The organism is Pseudomonas sp. BP8 (assembly GCF_017875955.1).
Lineage (GTDB): Bacteria > Pseudomonadota > Gammaproteobacteria > Pseudomonadales > Pseudomonadaceae > Aquipseudomonas.
This window is the reverse complement of sequence record NZ_JAGINK010000001.1, coordinates 3,302,859-3,319,844: the sequence shown is the minus strand read 5'-3', so window position 1 is coordinate 3,319,844 and position 16,986 is coordinate 3,302,859. Positions and strand designations below refer to the sequence as shown.

Below are 16,986 nucleotides of genomic sequence, written 5' to 3'. Positions count from 1 at the left end.
CGACTGTTGATCGCCCATGCAACTTCTCCAGGAGATGACAAACATGGCAGCCAAACCCATTCCCGAAGGGCAGCACAGCATCACGCCCTATCTCGGCATCAAGGATGCCGCCAAGGCCATCGAGTTCTACAAAGCGGCTTTTGGTGCCATCGAGATGTTCCGCCTGGACGGCCCCGATGGCCGCGTCGGGCACGCCGAACTGAAGATCGGCGACTCTTCGCTGATGTTGGCCGAACCCTGCGGGGAAAGCGGCGGCCTGACCGCCAGCCAGTCGCTCAACGGCGTTGCCGTGGGCCTGCACCTGTACGTCGAAGACTGCGACAAGGTCTACGCCCAGGCGATTGCCGCAGGTGCCAGCCAGGTGAGCCCGCTCAAGGATCAGTTTTATGGCGACCGCAGCGGCACGGTGAAAGACCCATTCGGCAACCTGTGGTTTGTCTCGACCCACAAGGAAGACCTCTCGCCCGACGAAATCCGCGCCCGTGCGGCGGAGATGTTCGGCGGCAACTGAGCCTCAGGCAGCACGCCACAAGCTTCAAGTTGAAAGCGCGGCGGCTTTGCTTGAAGCTTGAGGCTTGTAGCTTGGAGCTGCTTCATGCGAATCATCGAAAAAAACGCCACCCTGGTGCGCAGCCTGACGGCAGCGGAAGAAGAACTGCTGGCCGGTTTCGCCGCCGGCAGCCTGAGCGGCCCGGCTGTGCTGCAGGCCAACCAGATGTTGATGAAGGTGCGCAGCGCCAATCAGTGGCTGGCCTGCGATTGCCGCAAGGATGCCTTGCCGGTACTCAACATCGCCCTGAACGGCGACACCGGGCGGCTGGTCCTGCGCAATAACCCGGATACCCCCGAACACGCCTCCGGCTGCCCATTCACCAAGGATGAGCGCGAGGCCGACGAACGCCGTAACGAAAGCAGCCCGCCACCGGCATGGCTGGCGCCGGATACGCCGTTGCGCTTGATCGGCGACTTCCGTAAAGGCGCCGAGGCTGGCAGTGGCGGCGAAGTGGGTGATCGGCACGAACAGCAACACCTGCTGTCGTTGCTGTTGACCTGGATCGAGATCAGCGGCCTCAACGTCTACGCCACCCACCTGAAGAAGGACCTCACCGCGCAGTTCGCTGAATTGCGCAGTGTCGCCAGCCGCTATCCGCTACTGGAGCGGGTGCCAGCCAGCAACTACCTGGAAACCCGCCTGGACATGAAGCACATGATGATGCTCAAGTCCCGCCTGCGGGACGCCACGGTGTTTGGCAACCATCGTCGCCACGGCCTGTTGCTTGACTGCGTCGACCAGGTCAAGGGGCGCAAGCTGTTCAATGCGCGCAGCGAGGATGGCTTCGACTTTCAGGGGCACCACTTGTACTGGGGCGGCAGCCGCACCAGCGGGCCGTTACTGGCCCTGGCGCTGTACTCGCCGGCCACCGCCGGCAGCCACTTCTATGAGTTGATCCACATCGCCAGCGTGCCGGTGCTGTCACGGGCGCAGCTGTTCCCGGTGTATCGCGACGAAGAGCGCGAACCGCTGAAGGCACTGGTGTCGCTGATCGACTGGATGGCCAGTAAAGGCGTCAAGGTGCTGATGCGCCGGCCGGTAATTGGCGGTCAGGTCATGGATGAACTGGTACTGACGTCAGACCAGGATCGAGTGTTGTCGGTGTCGTTGCTCGAGCAACCGGTCGGACCGGAGCCTGAGACCGAGCATTTCAAACGCTATGCCGACTTCAAGAGCCTGGAGACGTTTCGCAAGTACGTGGCTGGGTTTTTCATGCGCGAGCGGTGACCGCCAACCGCCCGCCCTGAATCAGAACGCCGCGCGGAAGATCGCCTCGATCTCGACCTGGCTGGCCACCCGTGGGTTGGTCAGTCCGCACGCGTCCTTCAAGGCATTGCTCGCCAGCAGCGGCACATCCTGAACGCTGGCCCCCAACTCGGCCAGACCAGCAGGAATTCCAATCGCCGCAGCCAAGTGCTCGATGGCCGCAATGGCCGCACCTGCGCCTTGCTCTGCATCCAGCCCACACACCTTGATACCCATCGCCTTGGCCACATCGCGCAGGCGCGCAGCGCTGACCTTGGCGTTGAAGCGCTGCACATGGGGCAGCAGCACGGCATTGCACACGCCATGCGGCAGGTCATAGAAACCGCCCAACTGGTGCGCCATGGCATGCACGTAGCCAAGCGAGGCATTGTTGAAGGCCATGCCCGCGAGAAACTGCGCGTAGGCCATGTTCTCCCGGGCCTGCAGATCGCTGCCGTCGGTAACAGCCTGGCGCAGGTTATCGCTGATCAAGCTGATGGCCTTGAGCGCGCAGGCGTCGGTGATCGGCGTCGCGGCCGTGGACACGTAGGCTTCGATGGCGTGGGTCAAGGCGTCCATGCCGGTGGCCGCCGTCAGGCCCTTGGGCATCGCGGCCATCAGCGCTGGATCGTTGACCGATAGAATCGGCGTCACGTTGCGGTCGACGATCGCCATTTTCACGTGGCGCACCTCGTCAGTGATGATGCAGAAACGGGTCATTTCGCTGGCGGTGCCGGCCGTGGTGTTGATGGCGATCAGGGGCAACTGCGGCTTGCTTGAGCGATCGACACCCTCATAGTCGCTGATCTGCCCACCATTGGTGGCGCACAGGGCGATGCCTTTGGCGCAGTCGTGCGGCGAGCCGCCCCCGAGGGAAATGACACTGTCGCAGCGCTCGCGCTGCAGAATCGCCAGGCCGGCCTCGACATTGGCGATGGTTGGGTTCGGCTTGGCGCCGTCGAACACCACCGCATCAATATCGCGCACGGCCAGCAGGCCGGCGATATGTTCGGCAATACCCGCGCGGGCCAGGCCTTGGTCGGTGACGATCAACGCCTTGCGCAGGCCGTAACCGGCAATCGCGGCCATCGCCTCCTCCAGGCAACCGATGCCCATGATGTTGACGGCGGGAATGAAGAACGTGCTGCTCATGGGCTGATCCTCGTGGCATGTCTGTCTACCGCGAGGATCTGCCTGAATGCGGGAGCGGGTGTTGATCCACGGCAATAACGCAGTCAGTAATGGCTTCCTGCGCATTGGCGACGACCAGCGCTCACGCCTTCAGCCCAGGAACAGTCGATACGCCGGGTTATCCGTCTCATCCCAATAGCGATAACCCATCTCATCCAAAGCCCCCGGCAACCCGGCCAGCTCATCCCCCGGCACTTCCAGCGCGGCGAACACGCGCGCCTCGGCTGCACCGTGGTTGCGGTAATGGAACAAGCTGATATTCCAGCGCTTGCCCAACCGCTCAAGGAAGCCGAGCAAGGCGCCCGGCCGCTCGGGGAACTCGAAGCGCAGCACCCGCTCATCGCTACCCGCTGCAGCGTGCCCACCCACGGTATGGCGTACATGCAACTTGGCCAGCTCGTTGTCGGTCAGGTCGAGGACCTCGTAGCCCTGCCCGCGCAAGCTGGCGAGCAACTGTTCACGCGGGTCAGTCAGCGGATGCGTCTGTACCCCGACAAACAGCCGCGCTTCCTTGCCGGGGTAATAGCGGTAGTTGAACTCGGTGATCTGCCGTTTGCCCAGCGCCTGGCAGAAGGCGCGAAAGCTGCCTGGCTGCTCGGGGATGGTCACGGCGATGATCGCCTCGCGCTGCTCGCCCAACTCGGCCCGTTCGGCCACATGCCGCAAGCGGTCGAAATTGACATTGGCACCCGAATCGATTGCCACCAGCGTCTGCCCGTGTACGCCATCGCGGGCCACGTACTTCTTGATTCCGGCCACAGCCAGTGCGCCGGAGGGTTCAGTGATCGAGCGGGTATCGTCGTAGATGTCCTTGATCGCGGCGCACAGTTCATCACTGCTGACGGTGATCACTTCATCGACGAAGTGCCGGCACAATTCAAAGCAATGCGCGCCCACCTGGGCCACGGCCACGCCATCGGCAAAGGTCCCGACTTGCGGCAGGATTACCCGTTCGCCGGCAGCCAGGGCGGCTTGCAGGCAGTTGGAATCTTCCGGCTCGACGCCGATCACCTTGACCTCGGGGCGCAGGTATTTGACGTAGGCGGCGATGCCCGCCACCAGACCACCACCGCCGACCGGCACGAAGATCGCATCAAGGGCGCCAGGCTGTTGCCGGAGGATCTCCATGGCTACGGTACCTTGGCCGGCGATCACGTCGGGGTCGTCAAACGGCGGCACGAAGGTTGCGCCGTCGCTGTCGGCCAGTTGCAAGGCGTGGGCCAGGGCATGCGGGAAACTTTCGCCGTGCAGCACCACATGGCCACCGCGCGAGCGCACCCCTTCGATCTTCAGGGTCGGCGTGGTGGTCGGCATGACGATGGTCGCCCGCATGCCCAGGTGCGCCGCAGCCAGGGCCACGCCCTGCGCGTGGTTACCGGCCGATGCAGTGACCACACCGCGCTCGCGCTGGGCCTGGGTCAGCCGCGCCAGGCGGGTGTAGGCGCCGCGGATCTTGAACGAGAAGGTCGGCTGCAAGTCTTCTCGCTTGAGCAACACCTGGTTGCCAAGGCTGGCCGACAGCGCGGGGGCGGCGTGCAAGGGAGTTTCGATGGCCAGGTCATACACCGGCGCAGCAAGAATGCGCCGAACCTGCTCTGTCAGCAGTTGTTGCGGCGTGGTGGCGGTACGCGGGGTGACGCTGAGATTGGTCATCAATGACTCCTGGTTGTTGTACTTGCCCAGGAGTCAGAGAGAAAAAACCCGCCTCCAGGGCGGGTTAGGTGCACGTACGCGCTAGCCCGCCAATCCGATAATGGCGGTAATAATAATGCTCACGGCGTGACGTTGCGGGAAGGTATTCATGGGCAAGGAACTTATCCTGCCAGCACGTAGGAAGTCAACACTTGAGCTCTTGTGCCGAGAGCGGCACATCGAACACCTTGTCAAAGCCCCACTGGAAGACGAACGCATAGACGAAGAAAAACACGAACAGTGCCAAGTTGGTCAGCAGCGCAGCCCACAGGCTGATGTCCAGCCACCACGCCACCAGCGGCAGCAGAAGCACTACCAGCCCGCCTTCGAAGCCAAGCGCGTGCAGCACCCGGCGCAGGAGGGTACGGCTACGCTGCTGCTGGCGTGCCTCCCAGCGCTCGAAGGCCCAGTTGTAGCCCATGTTCCAGCTCATGGCGATGCCCGACATCAATACCGAAAGCGCGGTCGAGTGGGCCATGCCTGCGTCGAACATGAATGACAGCGCGGGGGCCACGCAGGCAACGGCGATGATCTCGTAACAGATGGCCTGGACGATCTTGCGGGCCTTGCCTTGCATGTACTGCTCCTCGGGAGATAGGCCAGGAACGGTACGCCGGTTGCCCTGGATCTTCAACTGACAGAGTGAAGGCCAGCAATGCCGGGGGCGCTGCGCGCCCCTTTCGCGACACAAGGCCGCTCCCACATTTACAGCGCCGCCTTTGAGGCATACGCGGAATCTGTGGGAGCGGCCTTGCGTCGCGAAAGGGCTGCGAAGCAGACCCAACGAACCCAAGCCAGACGCTACTTCATAACCGTGCAAACGCCGGTCCGCACAGTCAACTCATCAACCCGCAGGCAGACGAATCCTGAACTGCGCCCCACCCAGCGTGGACTGTGCCACGGTCAAGGTCCCACCCTGCCCTTCGATCGCCCGCCGGCTGATCGCCAGGCCCAGGCCAAAACCGCCAGTATTGCGATCACGGCTGCGGTCCAGTCGATAGAACGGCTGGAAGATCCGCTCGCGCTCTTCGAGCGGAATCCCAATCCCATCATCCTCGACGGTCAACAGGCAGGCACCGTCCTCCTCAAGCCGCAGGCGCAGCAGCAAGGCCACGTCGCAATAGCGCATGGCGTTGCGCACCAGGTTCTGCACCGCTCGAGCGGTCAGGCGCGGGTCGAGGACGAAGCGCGGCAGGTGGCTTTCGGCGCGAACCTCCCACTGGATACCGCGACCATCAAGCTCTTCAGCAAAACCACCGAGTACGCTGTCGACCAGCTCCAGCAACGACACCTCGACCCGTTCGCGGGCCTGCTCGACATTTTGCAAGCGGCTGTAGGACAGCAACTCGAGCACCAGATCATCCAGCTCGCGCACATGCCCGACCAGCTCCAGCAGGCGCTTGCGGCTGGCAGGTGGCACTTCGTCAAACAGCAGCACCAGGCCGAAGTCGAGCCGGGTCAACGGCGTACGCAACTCGTGCGACACCGCATTGAGCAGTTCGCGCTGAGCATTGACATGCCGCTCGAGGTCGCCGGCCATGGTGTCGAACACCCCGGCCAGCTCACCGATGTTCGAACGCGCAGAGATATGCGTTCGTTCGGCCATCTGCCCCTGGCCCAGGCGCCGTGCCGTTTCCTTGAGGCGCTCCAGATCACGCCAGTGCGGCCATACCCAGACCAGCATGCAGCCGAGCATGGCCGCGACGATCAGCACGGTTACGCCCCAGGACAAGACGTTGATATCAACCGGATCAGGCGGGTTATGAAAACTCACCAGCCACTCTTGATCGAGCGGCGCCAACGCGGTCCGGTAATAGCCCCACTCGCCGAGGCGCACTACCTTCAAGCCCTGCTCCAGGCGGGTCCGCTCTGCCACCGACAGCTCAGCCTCATCCCAGCGCAAACGCTTGACCTGCAATGGCGCAAAGGTCTCTGCCAGTTCGCTCTCGACCGCGGGCCACTGCTCGCGGGGCACCTGCTGGAACTGCCGCACGATCAACGACTGAACTCCCTTGGCCTGGTCCAGGTTGTAGGCCATGAAGCGATCATGGAAGGCGCCGACGATGGCGTCGGGGATCAGCAGCAAGGCCCCGGCATAGGCGACGATGATCAGCAGGTACAAGCGCACCAGAATTTTCAGCATGATCGGTTCAGAACTCCCACTCGATCCGGCTGAACAGGTAGCCCTTGCCCCAGACAGTCTTGATCTTGCGCGCCTCGCCTGCGCTGTCGTCGAACTTGCGGCGCAACTTGGAGATGGCCACGTCGACCGAACGGTCGGTACCGTTGAACTCGATACCGCGCAACTGCTGCAGAATGCGGTCGCGACTGAGCACTTCGCCGGCATTGCGCGCAAGCACCACCAGCAAGTTGTACTCGCCACTGGACAGCTCCACCTCGGCGCCGCGCCAGGTCACGCTGCGTTCAGCGAGGTCGATGCGCAGCCCGCCGACCACAATCAGGTCGCTCTCCAGGCGCGGCTCATTGATGCTGCTGCGGCGCAGCAAGGTGCGCACTCGCGCCAGCAACACCCGTGGCTCGCAGGGCTTGGTCACGTAGTCGTCGGCGCCCATCTCCAGGCCCAGCACCTGATCATGGCTGTCGTCGCGGGCCGTCAGCATGAGAATCGGCAAGCCCTGCGACTCTTGGCGTAGTAGCCGGCAAACCTGCAGGCCATCGAGGCCAGGCAGCATGAGGTCGAGCACCACCAGGTCGGGTTTCTGTTGGCGAAACGCGTCCAGCACCTGGTCGCCGCGTGCGATTACCCGGACAAGAAAATCATTGCGTTGCAGGTAACTGGCGATGAGTTCGGCCAGGGCGCTGTCGTCTTCGACCAGGAGAATGTTCGGCATAGGTGGCTTGACACAAGGAGGATGGCTGGCAGGATATAGAATCGTGCGCGTGGTCAGCGTCATTCCTTACACTTTTTCACACTCCTCCTACAGTGCTTCACACCCTTGGCGCACAAGACTGCTTTAGCATACGCCGGGTCATTCTCGGAAGCTCCGTATGTCTACCTACTTGCCCTCCCGCCTGCGCCATCTGGCGCCACTGGCGCTGCTGACCCTTTCACTGGCCGGCTGCAACGATGCCGCCGAGCAGGCACAAACGGCCCCTGCCCCACAGGTGCGGGTCGAAACCGTGCAGGCCCAGCCATTACAGATCAGTACCGAACTGAGCGGGCGCATCCTGGCGCCGCGCACCGCTGAAGTTCGCGCGCGGGTGGCCGGTGTGGTGCTCAAGCGGGTGTACCGCGAAGGCAGCGACGTCAAGCAGGGTGAGGTGTTGTTTCTGATCGATCCGGCACCGTTCAAGGCCGATTACGACAGCGCCCGCGCCGCCCTGGCCAAGGCCGAGGCATCGCGCTACCAGGCGCGCCTGCAGGAGCAGCGCTATCGCCAGCTGGTCGACGACAAGGCGGTCAGCCGCCAGGAATACGACAACGCGCGGGCCGCCTTTCTCCAGGCTGACGCCGAGGTCGCCGCCGGCAAGGCAGCGCTAGAGCGCAGCCGTCTGAACCTGGGCTATGCCACGGTTACCGCGCCGATCTCCGGGCGGATCGGTCGCGCGCTGGTTACCGAAGGGGCGCTGGTCGGCCAGAACGAAAGCACGCCGCTGGCGACTATCCAGCAACTGGACCCGATCCACGCCGACCTCACCCAGTCGACCCGCGAGCTCAACGCCCTGCGCCGGGCCTTGCGCGCCGGCGAGTTGAGTCAGGTCGGCGACGGCCAGGCCAAGGCTACCTTGGTCCAGGACGACGGCAGCACCTACCCGCTGCCGGGCAAGCTGCTGTTCTCCGATATCAGCGTCGACCCAAGCACCAACCAGATCACCCTGCGCAGCGAGTTCCCCAATCCCGACCTCGACCTGCTGCCGGGCAGCTACGTGCGTGTACGCCTTGAGCAGGCGGTACAGCCCGAGGGCATCAGCGTGCCGCAGCGGGCTATTTTGCGCGACAGCGCCGGCGTACCGAAGGTGCTGGTGGTCGACCGGCAAACGCGCATCAGCGAACGTCAGGTGGTGCTCGGCGGCGCGCAGGGCGACCGCTGGATCGTCAGCGAGGGCCTGAGCCCAGGCGAGCAGGTGGTGGTCGAGGGCTTGCAGCATGTCAAAGCCGGCGACCAGGTCCAGGTCGAGTCCGCCGCGCTTCCCATCGTCCAGCACAACGGCCAGTGAGGGCCTGATTCATGCCGCAGTTCTTCATTGACCGCCCGGTATTTGCCTGGGTGGTCGCGCTGTTCATCCTGCTCGCCGGTGCACTGGCGATTCCGCAGTTGCCGGTCGCGCAGTATCCCAACGTTGCCCCGCCCCAGGTCGAGATCTATGCCGTGTACCCGGGCGCCTCGGCGGCGACCATGGATGAGAGCGTGGTCAGCCTGATCGAGCAAGAGCTCAACGGCGCCGACAACCTGTTGTACTTCCAGTCGCAGAGCAGCCAGGGCAGCGCCACCATCACCGCGACCTTCCAGCCGGGCACCCAGCCCGACCTGGCCCAGGTCGATGTACAGAACCGCCTCAAGGTGGTCGAGTCGCGCCTGCCGCGGCCGGTGACCCAGCAAGGCCTGCAGGTGGAGAAGGTCTCTACTGGCTTCCTGCTGCTGGCCACGCTGACCTCCGAAGACGGCAGCCTCGACGAAACTGCCCTCAGCGACATTCTTGCGCGCAACGTGATGAACGAAATTCGTCGCCTGAAGGGCGTCGGCAAGGCGCAGTTGTATGGCTCGGAGCGGGCCATGCGCATCTGGATCGATCCGAGCAAACTGATCGGCTTCAAGCTCACGCCTGATGACGTCGCCCAAGCCATTGCCGGGCAGAACGCCCAGGTCGCGCCCGGCAGCATCGGCGACCTGCCCAGCCGAGCGACCCAGGAGATAACCGCCAACGTGGTGGTCAAGGGCCAGTTGAGCCTGCCTGAAGAGTTTGCTGCGATTGTCCTGCGCGCCAACCCCGATGGTTCCACGGTGACCATCGGTGATGTCGCCCGGGTCGAAATCGGCGCTCAGGAATACCAGTACGGTACGCGCCTTAACGGCAAGCCCTCGACCGCCTTTGCCGTGCAGCTGTCGCCCGGCGCCAACGCCATGGAGACCGCGACCCTGGTGCGGGAAAAAATGGCGCAGCTGGCACACCTGTTCCCGGCCGGGGTCAGGTACGACATCCCCTATGACACCTCGCCGTTCGTCAAGGTCTCGATCCAGCAGGTCATCACTACCCTGTTCGAGGCGATGCTGCTGGTGTTTGCGGTGATGTTCCTGTTCCTGCAGAACATCCGCTATACGCTGATCCCGACCCTGGTAGTGCCGGTGGCGCTGATGGGCACCTTTGCCGTGATGTTGGCACTGGGCTTCTCGATCAACGTGCTGACCTTGTTCGGCATGGTCCTGGCTATTGGTATCCTGGTCGACGATGCCATCGTGGTGGTGGAAAACGTCGAACGGATCATGGCCGAAGAAGGCCTGCCGCCCAAACAAGCCACGCGCAAGGCCATGACCCAGATCAGCGGGGCGATCGTCGGCATTACCCTGGTGCTGGTGGCAGTATTCCTGCCGATGGCCTTCATGCAGGGCTCGGTGGGGGTGATCTACCAGCAGTTCTCGGTGTCCATGGCCGTCTCGATCCTGTTCTCGGCGTTTCTCGCCCTGAGCCTGACCCCAGCGCTGTGCGCCACCCTGCTCAAGCCGCTGGGCAAGGGCCATCAGCCTGCGCGCAAGGGCTTTTTCGGCTGGTTCAATCGCCGTTTCGACGTCATGAGCAGCGGCTACGAGCGCTGGGTTGGCCACGCACTCAAGCGCAGCGGCCGTTACCTGCTGGTCTACGGGGTCCTGCTGGCGGCGTTGGGCTATGGCTTCAGCCAACTGCCAACGGCCTTCCTGCCGACCGAAGACCAGGGCTACACCATCACCGACATCCAGTTGCCACCCGGTGCCAGCCGAGCGCGCACGGAACAGGTCGCGGCACAGATCGAAGCGCACAATGCCGGTGAGCCGGGGGTGGGCAACACTACCTTGATTCTGGGCTTCAGTTTCTCTGGCAGCGGGCAGAACGCCGCTCTCGCCTTTACTACGCTCAAGGACTGGTCCGAACGCGGTGCCGACGACAGTGCCCAGTCGATTGCCAACCGTGCCAGCGCAGCGTTCAGCCAGTTGAAGGATGCCGTGGCCTATTCGGTGCTGCCACCGCCGATCGATGGCCTTGGCGAGTCGACCGGTATCGAGTTCCGCCTGCAGGACCGTGGCGGCCTCGGCCACGCGCAGCTGATGGCAGCGCGTGACGAGTTGCTGGCCAATGCCAACCAGAGCAAGGTGCTGGTCAACGTACGCGAGTCGTCGCTGGCGGAGAGTCCGCAAGTGCAGCTGCAGATCGATCGCCGCCAGGCCAATGCGCTGGGCGTGTCGTTCGCCGACATCGGCGCGGTGCTGAACACCGCGGTCGGCTCCAACTACGTCAACGACTTCCCCAACCAGGGCCGCATGCAACGGGTGGTGGTGCAGGCCGAGGGTGACCAGCGCAGCCAGGTCGAGGACCTTTTGAAGATTCATGTGCGCAACAGCAGCGGCAAGATGGTTCCGCTGGGCGCCTTTGTCCAGGCCCAGTGGGTCAGCGGCCCGGTGCAGCTGACGCGTTACAACGGCTACCCGGCGGTGTCGATTTCGGCTGAGCCGGCCGCGGGCTTCAGTTCGGGAGAGGCCATGGCCGAGGTACAGCGCCTGGTCGACCAACTGCCGACCGGCACCGCGCTGGAATGGACCGGGCTGTCGCTGCAGGAGCGCCTGTCCGGCAGCCAGGCACCGCTGTTGATGGCGCTGTCGCTGCTGGTGGTGTTCCTCTGCCTGGCCGCCCTCTATGAGAGCTGGTCGATCCCCACCGCGGTACTGCTCGTGGTGCCCCTGGGCATCCTTGGCGCAGTGCTCGCGGTGACCCTGCGCGGCATGCCCAACGACGTGTTCTTCAAGGTTGGCCTGATCACCCTGATTGGCCTGTCGGCGAAAAACGCCATCCTCATCATCGAGTTTGCCAAGGGCCTGGTCGACCAAGGCCACGACGCCTTCGATGCCGCGCTGCAGGCCGCGCGCCTGCGCCTGCGCCCGATCGTGATGACCTCGCTGGCGTTCATCCTCGGCGTAGTCCCCCTGGCCATCGCCAGCGGCGCCAGCTCCGCCAGTCAGCAAGCGATTGGCACCGGGGTAATCGGCGGGATGCTCAGCGCGACACTGGCGGTGGTATTCGTGCCGGTGTTCTTCGTGGTGGTGATGCGCTTGGCCGGGCGCAAGAAGGCCGAGCCGCCTGCTGAGACAGCCAGCGAAGTCTGACTGGACAAGCTATGGGCGACATGGGAGGGTTCCTGGATTGAATGCCAGGAGCCCTTTTTCATGTCTGCGACGCTGCCCCCCTGCTCCATCCTCATCCTCGCCGGTGGCCGGGGCCAGCGCATGGGCGGCCGGGACAAGGGCCTGCTGGCCTGGCAAGGCATGCCACTGGTCGCGCATGTGCAGCGGGTGGTGCGGCCGCTGAGCGACGATGTGGTGATCTCCTGCAACCGTAATGAGGAGGCCTATCGGGCCTATGCCGATCAGCTGGTGGGCGATGCCGAAGCGGACTATCCGGGACCGTTGGCTGGGGTGATTGCCGGCCTTCGGGTGGCACGGCACGCGTGGGTGGTGGTGCTGGCCTGTGATGCGCCGCGGATCGAGCGGGGGTTGATCGAGGACCTGCTCAGGCTGGCGGTAGCCCACGACAGCCCGGTGATGGTCCGCCAGAGCGGGTTCTGGCAGCCGCTGTTCAGTGTCTTGCCACGGCGAGTGCTGCCGATGCTGGAGCAGGCTTGGCAAGACGGTGAGCGGAGTTTGCAGAAGACGCTGCTACGCGAGCCGGTGCAGGGGTTGGCGTGTGCTGAAGACGATGCGCGCTTGAGTAACTTCAACACCCCTGAGTGGCTGGAAGATTGACCTTGAGGGTGAGGTGCATGACCCGCCAGAAAGTGGGTGACCAGCACCTGATAGCCATAACCCGTTTCCCCCAACACTGGGGCCCCCAGCCCACCCACACACTGCAAAAACCGCTCCGGTAAAAATCCTCGACCCCACGCCCCACAAGCCCTGCAGGCCAGAATAAGAAACCTGGCACGGGTGTTGCCGATACCCCCTCAGACGCCCCAACCCCTTGGGCCCGTTTGCAGGAGGGTTTGACTCATGCACCGACCGATACCCCACCCGCTGGCAGTGGCGATCTTCGCCGGCATGCTCCAGCTCCCGGCCCACGCTGCATTGTATGCAGTCGACCCCGGGCCCTATCTCCACGAAACCGGCGGGTTCGCCGCCTGGTACCAGGACAGCCATGGCCGCACCCTCGATCTGTGCCTGTCCAAGGCGGTCAGCTCCCGCGTGGCCGGCGCGCCTGGCGCACCGTCGTACATGTGTACGTTGCTGCCGGCACCCGGCGTGTTCGACGACACCCAGCCACTGGACTTCCCGACCAACTTCCCCGATGAAACCTTCTGGTTCACCGCCGATGCGGCCATCGTCGATGCTGCACGCGGGATCGACCTGAGCTACGGCACCGCGATCGAGGCGGCGTTCGGTGCCGAAGAGCCGGCTGAAGGTGACCAGGTCAGCTTCGCCCGGGTCCGCATCCGCGTCGATGTGCCGGTCGCCGGCACCTACGTGGTCACCCACCCCTACGGCGTTGACGTGTTCGACGTCCCCGCTGCCGGACGCCGCGCGATCAACATGACCCGCGACATTGGTATCGGCACGCCAGGCACCTACACCGGCGCGCTCAAGGGCGATGTCGGGCCGTTCCTGCGCAGCGTCAACGGCCCGTACACCGAAACCAACCCGCTGACCGCCGCCAGCGAACGCTTCATCGGCGACCCCAACCTGGAAGAGGCCGTCACCGGCAGCCCGTTCAACACCAACTTCGTGCGCATCGAAGGGCCCAACGGCATCGACCTGCGTACCGAGCTGTTCTCGATTTCGGGCAAACTCTCCACGGTTGAGCGTCCGACGCCATTGATCCCGCTGCGCAGCACCTACTCGCGGAGCACCGACAACGGCGACCTGCGCGCCCAGCAGGATGTGTTCGTCATGGCGCCGCCACCGCCCGCCACCGTCACCCTGACCAGCCAAAGCCCCAGCCTGAGCTTGACCGAGGCCAACGGCACCGGCAGTTGGTACGCGCAATCGGCCCTTAACCCGACCCTGCCCACCAGCCTGGTGATCAACGCCGACAACACCGCCGCCATCGCCAGCAGCACGCCAACCAACGCCACCCTGGCATTGACCGACCTTGTCGTGATCAGCCGTGCCGAGTACAGCCTGGCAAGCGGCCAACTGACCCTGGTTGCCAGCAGCAGCGATGAGACGTCACCCCCGGGCCTGAGCGCCACCACCGGCAACGGCGCCCTGATCGGGGCGCTGGCGGGCAATGGCGCAGTGAAAACCCTGACCACCGGCCTGTCGCCGATCCCCCCAGCGTCGGTCACCGTGACCAGCGCGCACGGCGGCAGCGACAGCGAAGACGTGGTGCTGGTGCCATGAACAGACAACGGCCCCACCTCCAAGGAGGCATCATGAACACATGGTCACGCCGAGCGCTGTGCGCTGCCGGGCTCTCCTTCACCCTCACCGGCGCGGCCTGGGCCGCGCTTACCGAAGTCGACCCGGGCCCCTACACCCTGGCCACCGGGCGCTATCCCATGTGGTACAAGGACGCCAACAGTCTGGCCCTGGAACTGTGTCAGTCGCGTGCCACCAGTTCGCGGGTACCTAGCGCTCCCGGCGCGCCGTCCTACATGTGCGTCCTGCTGCCCGAGCCGGGCATCTACGATGACAACTTGCCGCTGGTGTTCCCGGACAACTGGCCGCCAGAGATGTTCTGGTTCGCGGCCGAGACCGAGATTCCGCAGGTCGGCAACAGCGGCTACGAGCTGGAAGTCTACGTGGCGGCAATTGAAGCGGCGTTCGCCGCCGAGAACCCGGTGGATGGTGACCAGCAGAGCTTTGCCCGCATCCGCATCCGTGCCTCGGTACCCCGCGCCGGGACCTATACCATCACCCACCCCTATGGTGTCGAGACCGTCACGGTGGCCGCCGGCGGACGCCGTGCGATCAACCTCACCCGCGACATCGGCATCGGTGCACCGGGCGACTTCAGTGGCACGCTCAATGGCAATATCGGCCCGTTCCTGCGCCGCGCTGCCGGTCTGCTCACCGAGGTCAACCCTGATACCGGCGCCACCGAAACCTTTGTTGGCGACCCGAACCTCACCGAAACGGTCACCGGCAGCCCGTTCGACACCAACTTCGTGCGCATCGACGGCCCGCCCGGACGCATCGAAACCAACCTGTTCAGCGTGTCTGGCAAGGTTCTCGACCCGCGTGAGCAGACCCCGGTGGAACTGCAACGCGCCACCTATCAACGTAACGCTGCAGGAACGCGCGTCGAGGTCTTTGCCAAGGCACCGAACAGCGCCAGCCTGTGCCTGCGCAACAGCCTCGCGCTGGTTGGCTCGCCACCCTCGCCTTGCCAGTTCAGCATGCTGGCCGACAACAGCGGGCTGTTCTTCAACCATCAACTGACCCAGGCCGCGCCGCCACCGGTGGTGGTGGTCACCGCCAGCAGTGCTACCGGCACCACCCGCCCGACCGCCTTGTCGAGCAAGCTCAGCGATGTGGTCAAAGTGCGCACCGCTCGCTATGACTGGACCAACAAGCGCCTGCTGATCGAGGCCAGCTCCAGCGATGAAGTACAGGTTCCTGACCTGGTCGCCCAGGGCTACGGGCGGCTGTCCAAGTCCGGCACGCTGCAAACCCTGACCGTCAATGACCTGACCCAACCACCGGCAACCGTGACGGTCAAGTCGGCCCATGGCGGCAGTGATGTCGAGCCGGTGGTTGTGCTCGGTAGCGCCCCGGTCGAAGCCGCCAACCAGCCTCCGCTGGCCCAGGCCGACAGCGGCAGCACCAGTGTCGGCGTACCGCTGAGCCTGAACCTGCTGGCCAACGACAGTGATCCGGACGGCAACGTGCCGCTGGCCATCACCGAGCTGACCCAGCCGGGCACCGGCCTCGGTGCAGTCGTGCTCAACGGCACCACCGCCATCACCTACACCCCACCGCCTGGCGCTGCTTCGCCACTGGTGGCTACCTTCAGCTACCGCGCCCAGGACAGCAAAGGGCTGCAATCCACACCGGCCACGGTGACCATCAACGTCGCGCCCAACCAGGCACCGGTAGCCGTCGCCGAGACCGTCGCCACCCTGGGTGTACCGCTGACCATCAACGTACTGGCCAACGATACCGACACGGAAGCCAACGTACCGCTGACGGTTGCCAGTGTCAGCCAGCCTCCGGCGGGCCGCGGCGCGGTGACCACCAACGGCACGACGGTCACCTACACCCCACCCGCGACGGTCACCACGGCGTTCACCACGACCTTCAGCTACGTGGTGCGTGACGCAATCGGCGCGCTGTCGACCCCAGGCACGGTCACCGTCCAGGTATCCCCACGGCCGGCGGCGGAGAACTTCGCGGTTACTGCGGCCACTGTCGCGGCGCGTTCCAACAACCGCTTCAACTGGGATATCAGCGGTACCTCGTCGGTGACCACCGGCAACACCATCACCGTGCAAGTGACCAGCACCACCGGACTGGTGACCTTGGGCACGACCACGGTACCGGTGACCGGACGCTGGCGTCTGACAGTCAGCAACAGCACCACGGTGATCCCGACGACCACCCCGACGGCGACCATCCGCAGCAGCCAAGGCACCACCCGTACCGTGCCGGTAGTCGTGCAGTAAGCCAGGGAGAACGCCATGAACCGCTTGTACCCACTGCTGTTGTGCCTGGCCCTTGGCGGCCAGGCCGCCTGGGCCGAAGACCTGCTGGACAACGCCGACCTGGTGGCCGGCAACGACCTCGGTGAACCCCTGGTGATCCGCCTGCTGCCGGTGGGTGCCGGCCAGGTGGCAGTGATCGAGCAGCAAGGCACGGGCAACCGCGCCACCCTCGACCAGAACGGTCAGGCCCTACTGGGCCGGATCGTTCAGGCCGGCGGTGCGCAGGAGGCGTTCATCCTGCAGGAAGGTAATGACCTGATGGCCTCGATCAGCCAGCAGGGCAACGGCAACAGCGCGTCGATCCGCCAGAGCGGCAGTAGCAACAGCGCATCGATCGAGCAGATCGGCAACGCCAACAGCGCCAGCATCGAGCAGGCCGGCACGGGGCTCAACAGCGCCGTGACCCAGGCTGGCAATGGCCAACACGTTCAGATCACCCAATATCGATAGACCTGGAGGCACC

13 protein-coding genes are annotated in these 16,986 nt (G+C 64.6%); 8 read left to right on the top strand and 5 right to left on the bottom strand.

Features of this window, described 5'->3' with window-relative positions:
• Positions 1-43: 43 nt before the first annotated feature.
• Together J3B00_RS14505 and J3B00_RS14500 are read left to right on the top strand one after the other, a co-directional pair.
• A complete protein-coding gene (locus J3B00_RS14505; protein WP_209868158.1) occupies positions 44-511 on the top strand; it encodes a VOC family protein in 468 nt (155 codons plus the stop codon).
• 84 nt (positions 512-595) lie between these two features.
• The gene (locus J3B00_RS14500; RefSeq protein ID WP_209868157.1) at positions 596-1,780 is read left to right on the top strand and encodes a hypothetical protein; all 1,185 of its coding nucleotides are present in this window, start codon (positions 596-598) and stop codon (positions 1,778-1,780) included.
• 21 nt (positions 1,781-1,801) lie between these two features.
• Here the strand turns inward: J3B00_RS14500 and yiaY are convergent, their stop codons facing one another.
• The 5 genes from yiaY to J3B00_RS14475 all read right to left on the bottom strand — a co-directional run bounded on the left by yiaY (position 1,802) and on the right by J3B00_RS14475 (position 7,533).
• Positions 1,802-2,950: an L-threonine dehydrogenase gene (yiaY, locus tag J3B00_RS14495; protein WP_209868156.1), complete on the bottom strand. Its 1,149-nt coding sequence runs from the start codon at positions 2,948-2,950 to the stop codon at positions 1,802-1,804.
• Positions 2,951-3,079: 129 nt separating this feature from the next.
• On the bottom strand, positions 3,080-4,642 hold the full coding sequence (gene ilvA, locus J3B00_RS14490) for a threonine ammonia-lyase, biosynthetic (RefSeq protein ID WP_209868155.1): 1,563 nt from the start codon (positions 4,640-4,642) through the stop codon (positions 3,080-3,082).
• A 184-nt stretch (positions 4,643-4,826) separates the two neighbouring features.
• Positions 4,827-5,258 carry a PACE efflux transporter gene (locus tag J3B00_RS14485; RefSeq protein WP_209868154.1) on the bottom strand — a complete coding sequence of 144 codons (432 nt, stop codon included), beginning with the start codon at positions 5,256-5,258 and terminating at the stop codon, positions 4,827-4,829.
• A gap of 267 nt (positions 5,259-5,525) precedes the next feature.
• Positions 5,526-6,824 (bottom strand): ATP-binding protein, encoded by a 1,299-nt coding sequence (locus J3B00_RS14480; RefSeq protein WP_209868153.1) that lies wholly within the window; start codon positions 6,822-6,824, stop codon positions 5,526-5,528.
• A gap of 7 nt (positions 6,825-6,831) precedes the next feature.
• Positions 6,832-7,533, bottom strand: a complete 702-nt coding sequence (locus tag J3B00_RS14475; protein ID WP_209868152.1) for a response regulator transcription factor — start codon at positions 7,531-7,533, stop codon at positions 6,832-6,834.
• Between the two features lie 157 nt (positions 7,534-7,690).
• Here J3B00_RS14475 and J3B00_RS14470 point away from each other — a divergent pair, with 157 nt between their 5' ends.
• From J3B00_RS14470 to J3B00_RS14445, 6 genes are all read left to right on the top strand, one after another.
• A complete protein-coding gene (locus J3B00_RS14470; RefSeq protein ID WP_209868151.1) occupies positions 7,691-8,860 on the top strand; it encodes an efflux RND transporter periplasmic adaptor subunit in 1,170 nt (389 codons plus the stop codon).
• A gap of 11 nt (positions 8,861-8,871) precedes the next feature.
• Complete coding sequence (locus J3B00_RS14465; protein ID WP_209868150.1) at positions 8,872-11,994, top strand: efflux RND transporter permease subunit; 3,123 nt, start codon at positions 8,872-8,874, stop codon at positions 11,992-11,994.
• 60 nt (positions 11,995-12,054) lie between these two features.
• A complete protein-coding gene (gene mobA, locus J3B00_RS14460; protein WP_209868149.1) occupies positions 12,055-12,630 on the top strand; it encodes a molybdenum cofactor guanylyltransferase MobA in 576 nt (191 codons plus the stop codon).
• A gap of 243 nt (positions 12,631-12,873) precedes the next feature.
• Positions 12,874-14,220: a hypothetical protein gene (locus J3B00_RS14455; RefSeq protein ID WP_209868148.1), complete on the top strand. Its 1,347-nt coding sequence runs from the start codon at positions 12,874-12,876 to the stop codon at positions 14,218-14,220.
• A gap of 32 nt (positions 14,221-14,252) precedes the next feature.
• Positions 14,253-16,484, top strand: a complete 2,232-nt coding sequence (locus J3B00_RS14450) for an Ig-like domain-containing protein (protein ID WP_209868147.1) — start codon at positions 14,253-14,255, stop codon at positions 16,482-16,484.
• A 15-nt stretch (positions 16,485-16,499) separates the two neighbouring features.
• Positions 16,500-16,973, top strand: a complete 474-nt coding sequence (locus tag J3B00_RS14445) for a curlin (RefSeq protein WP_209868146.1) — start codon at positions 16,500-16,502, stop codon at positions 16,971-16,973.
• Positions 16,974-16,986 lie beyond the last annotated feature (13 nt).

Coding starts and splice junctions, on each gene's coding strand:
- J3B00_RS14505 (WP_209868158.1), top strand. CDS start 44: ATGGCAGCCAAACCCATTCCCGAAGGGCAGCACAGCATCACGCCCTAT.
- ilvA (WP_209868155.1), bottom strand. CDS start 4,642: ATGACCAATCTCAGCGTCACCCCGCGTACCGCCACCACGCCGCAACAA.
- J3B00_RS14450 (WP_209868147.1), top strand. CDS start 14,253: ATGAACACATGGTCACGCCGAGCGCTGTGCGCTGCCGGGCTCTCCTTC.
- J3B00_RS14465 (WP_209868150.1), top strand. CDS start 8,872: ATGCCGCAGTTCTTCATTGACCGCCCGGTATTTGCCTGGGTGGTCGCG.
- J3B00_RS14445 (WP_209868146.1), top strand. CDS start 16,500: ATGAACCGCTTGTACCCACTGCTGTTGTGCCTGGCCCTTGGCGGCCAG.
- J3B00_RS14485 (WP_209868154.1), bottom strand. CDS start 5,258: ATGCAAGGCAAGGCCCGCAAGATCGTCCAGGCCATCTGTTACGAGATC.
- J3B00_RS14455 (WP_209868148.1), top strand. CDS start 12,874: ATGCACCGACCGATACCCCACCCGCTGGCAGTGGCGATCTTCGCCGGC.
- J3B00_RS14475 (WP_209868152.1), bottom strand. CDS start 7,533: ATGCCGAACATTCTCCTGGTCGAAGACGACAGCGCCCTGGCCGAACTC.
- J3B00_RS14500 (WP_209868157.1), top strand. CDS start 596: ATGCGAATCATCGAAAAAAACGCCACCCTGGTGCGCAGCCTGACGGCA.
- yiaY (WP_209868156.1), bottom strand. CDS start 2,950: ATGAGCAGCACGTTCTTCATTCCCGCCGTCAACATCATGGGCATCGGT.
- J3B00_RS14470 (WP_209868151.1), top strand. CDS start 7,691: ATGTCTACCTACTTGCCCTCCCGCCTGCGCCATCTGGCGCCACTGGCG.
- J3B00_RS14480 (WP_209868153.1), bottom strand. CDS start 6,824: ATGCTGAAAATTCTGGTGCGCTTGTACCTGCTGATCATCGTCGCCTAT.
- mobA (WP_209868149.1), top strand. CDS start 12,055: ATGTCTGCGACGCTGCCCCCCTGCTCCATCCTCATCCTCGCCGGTGGC.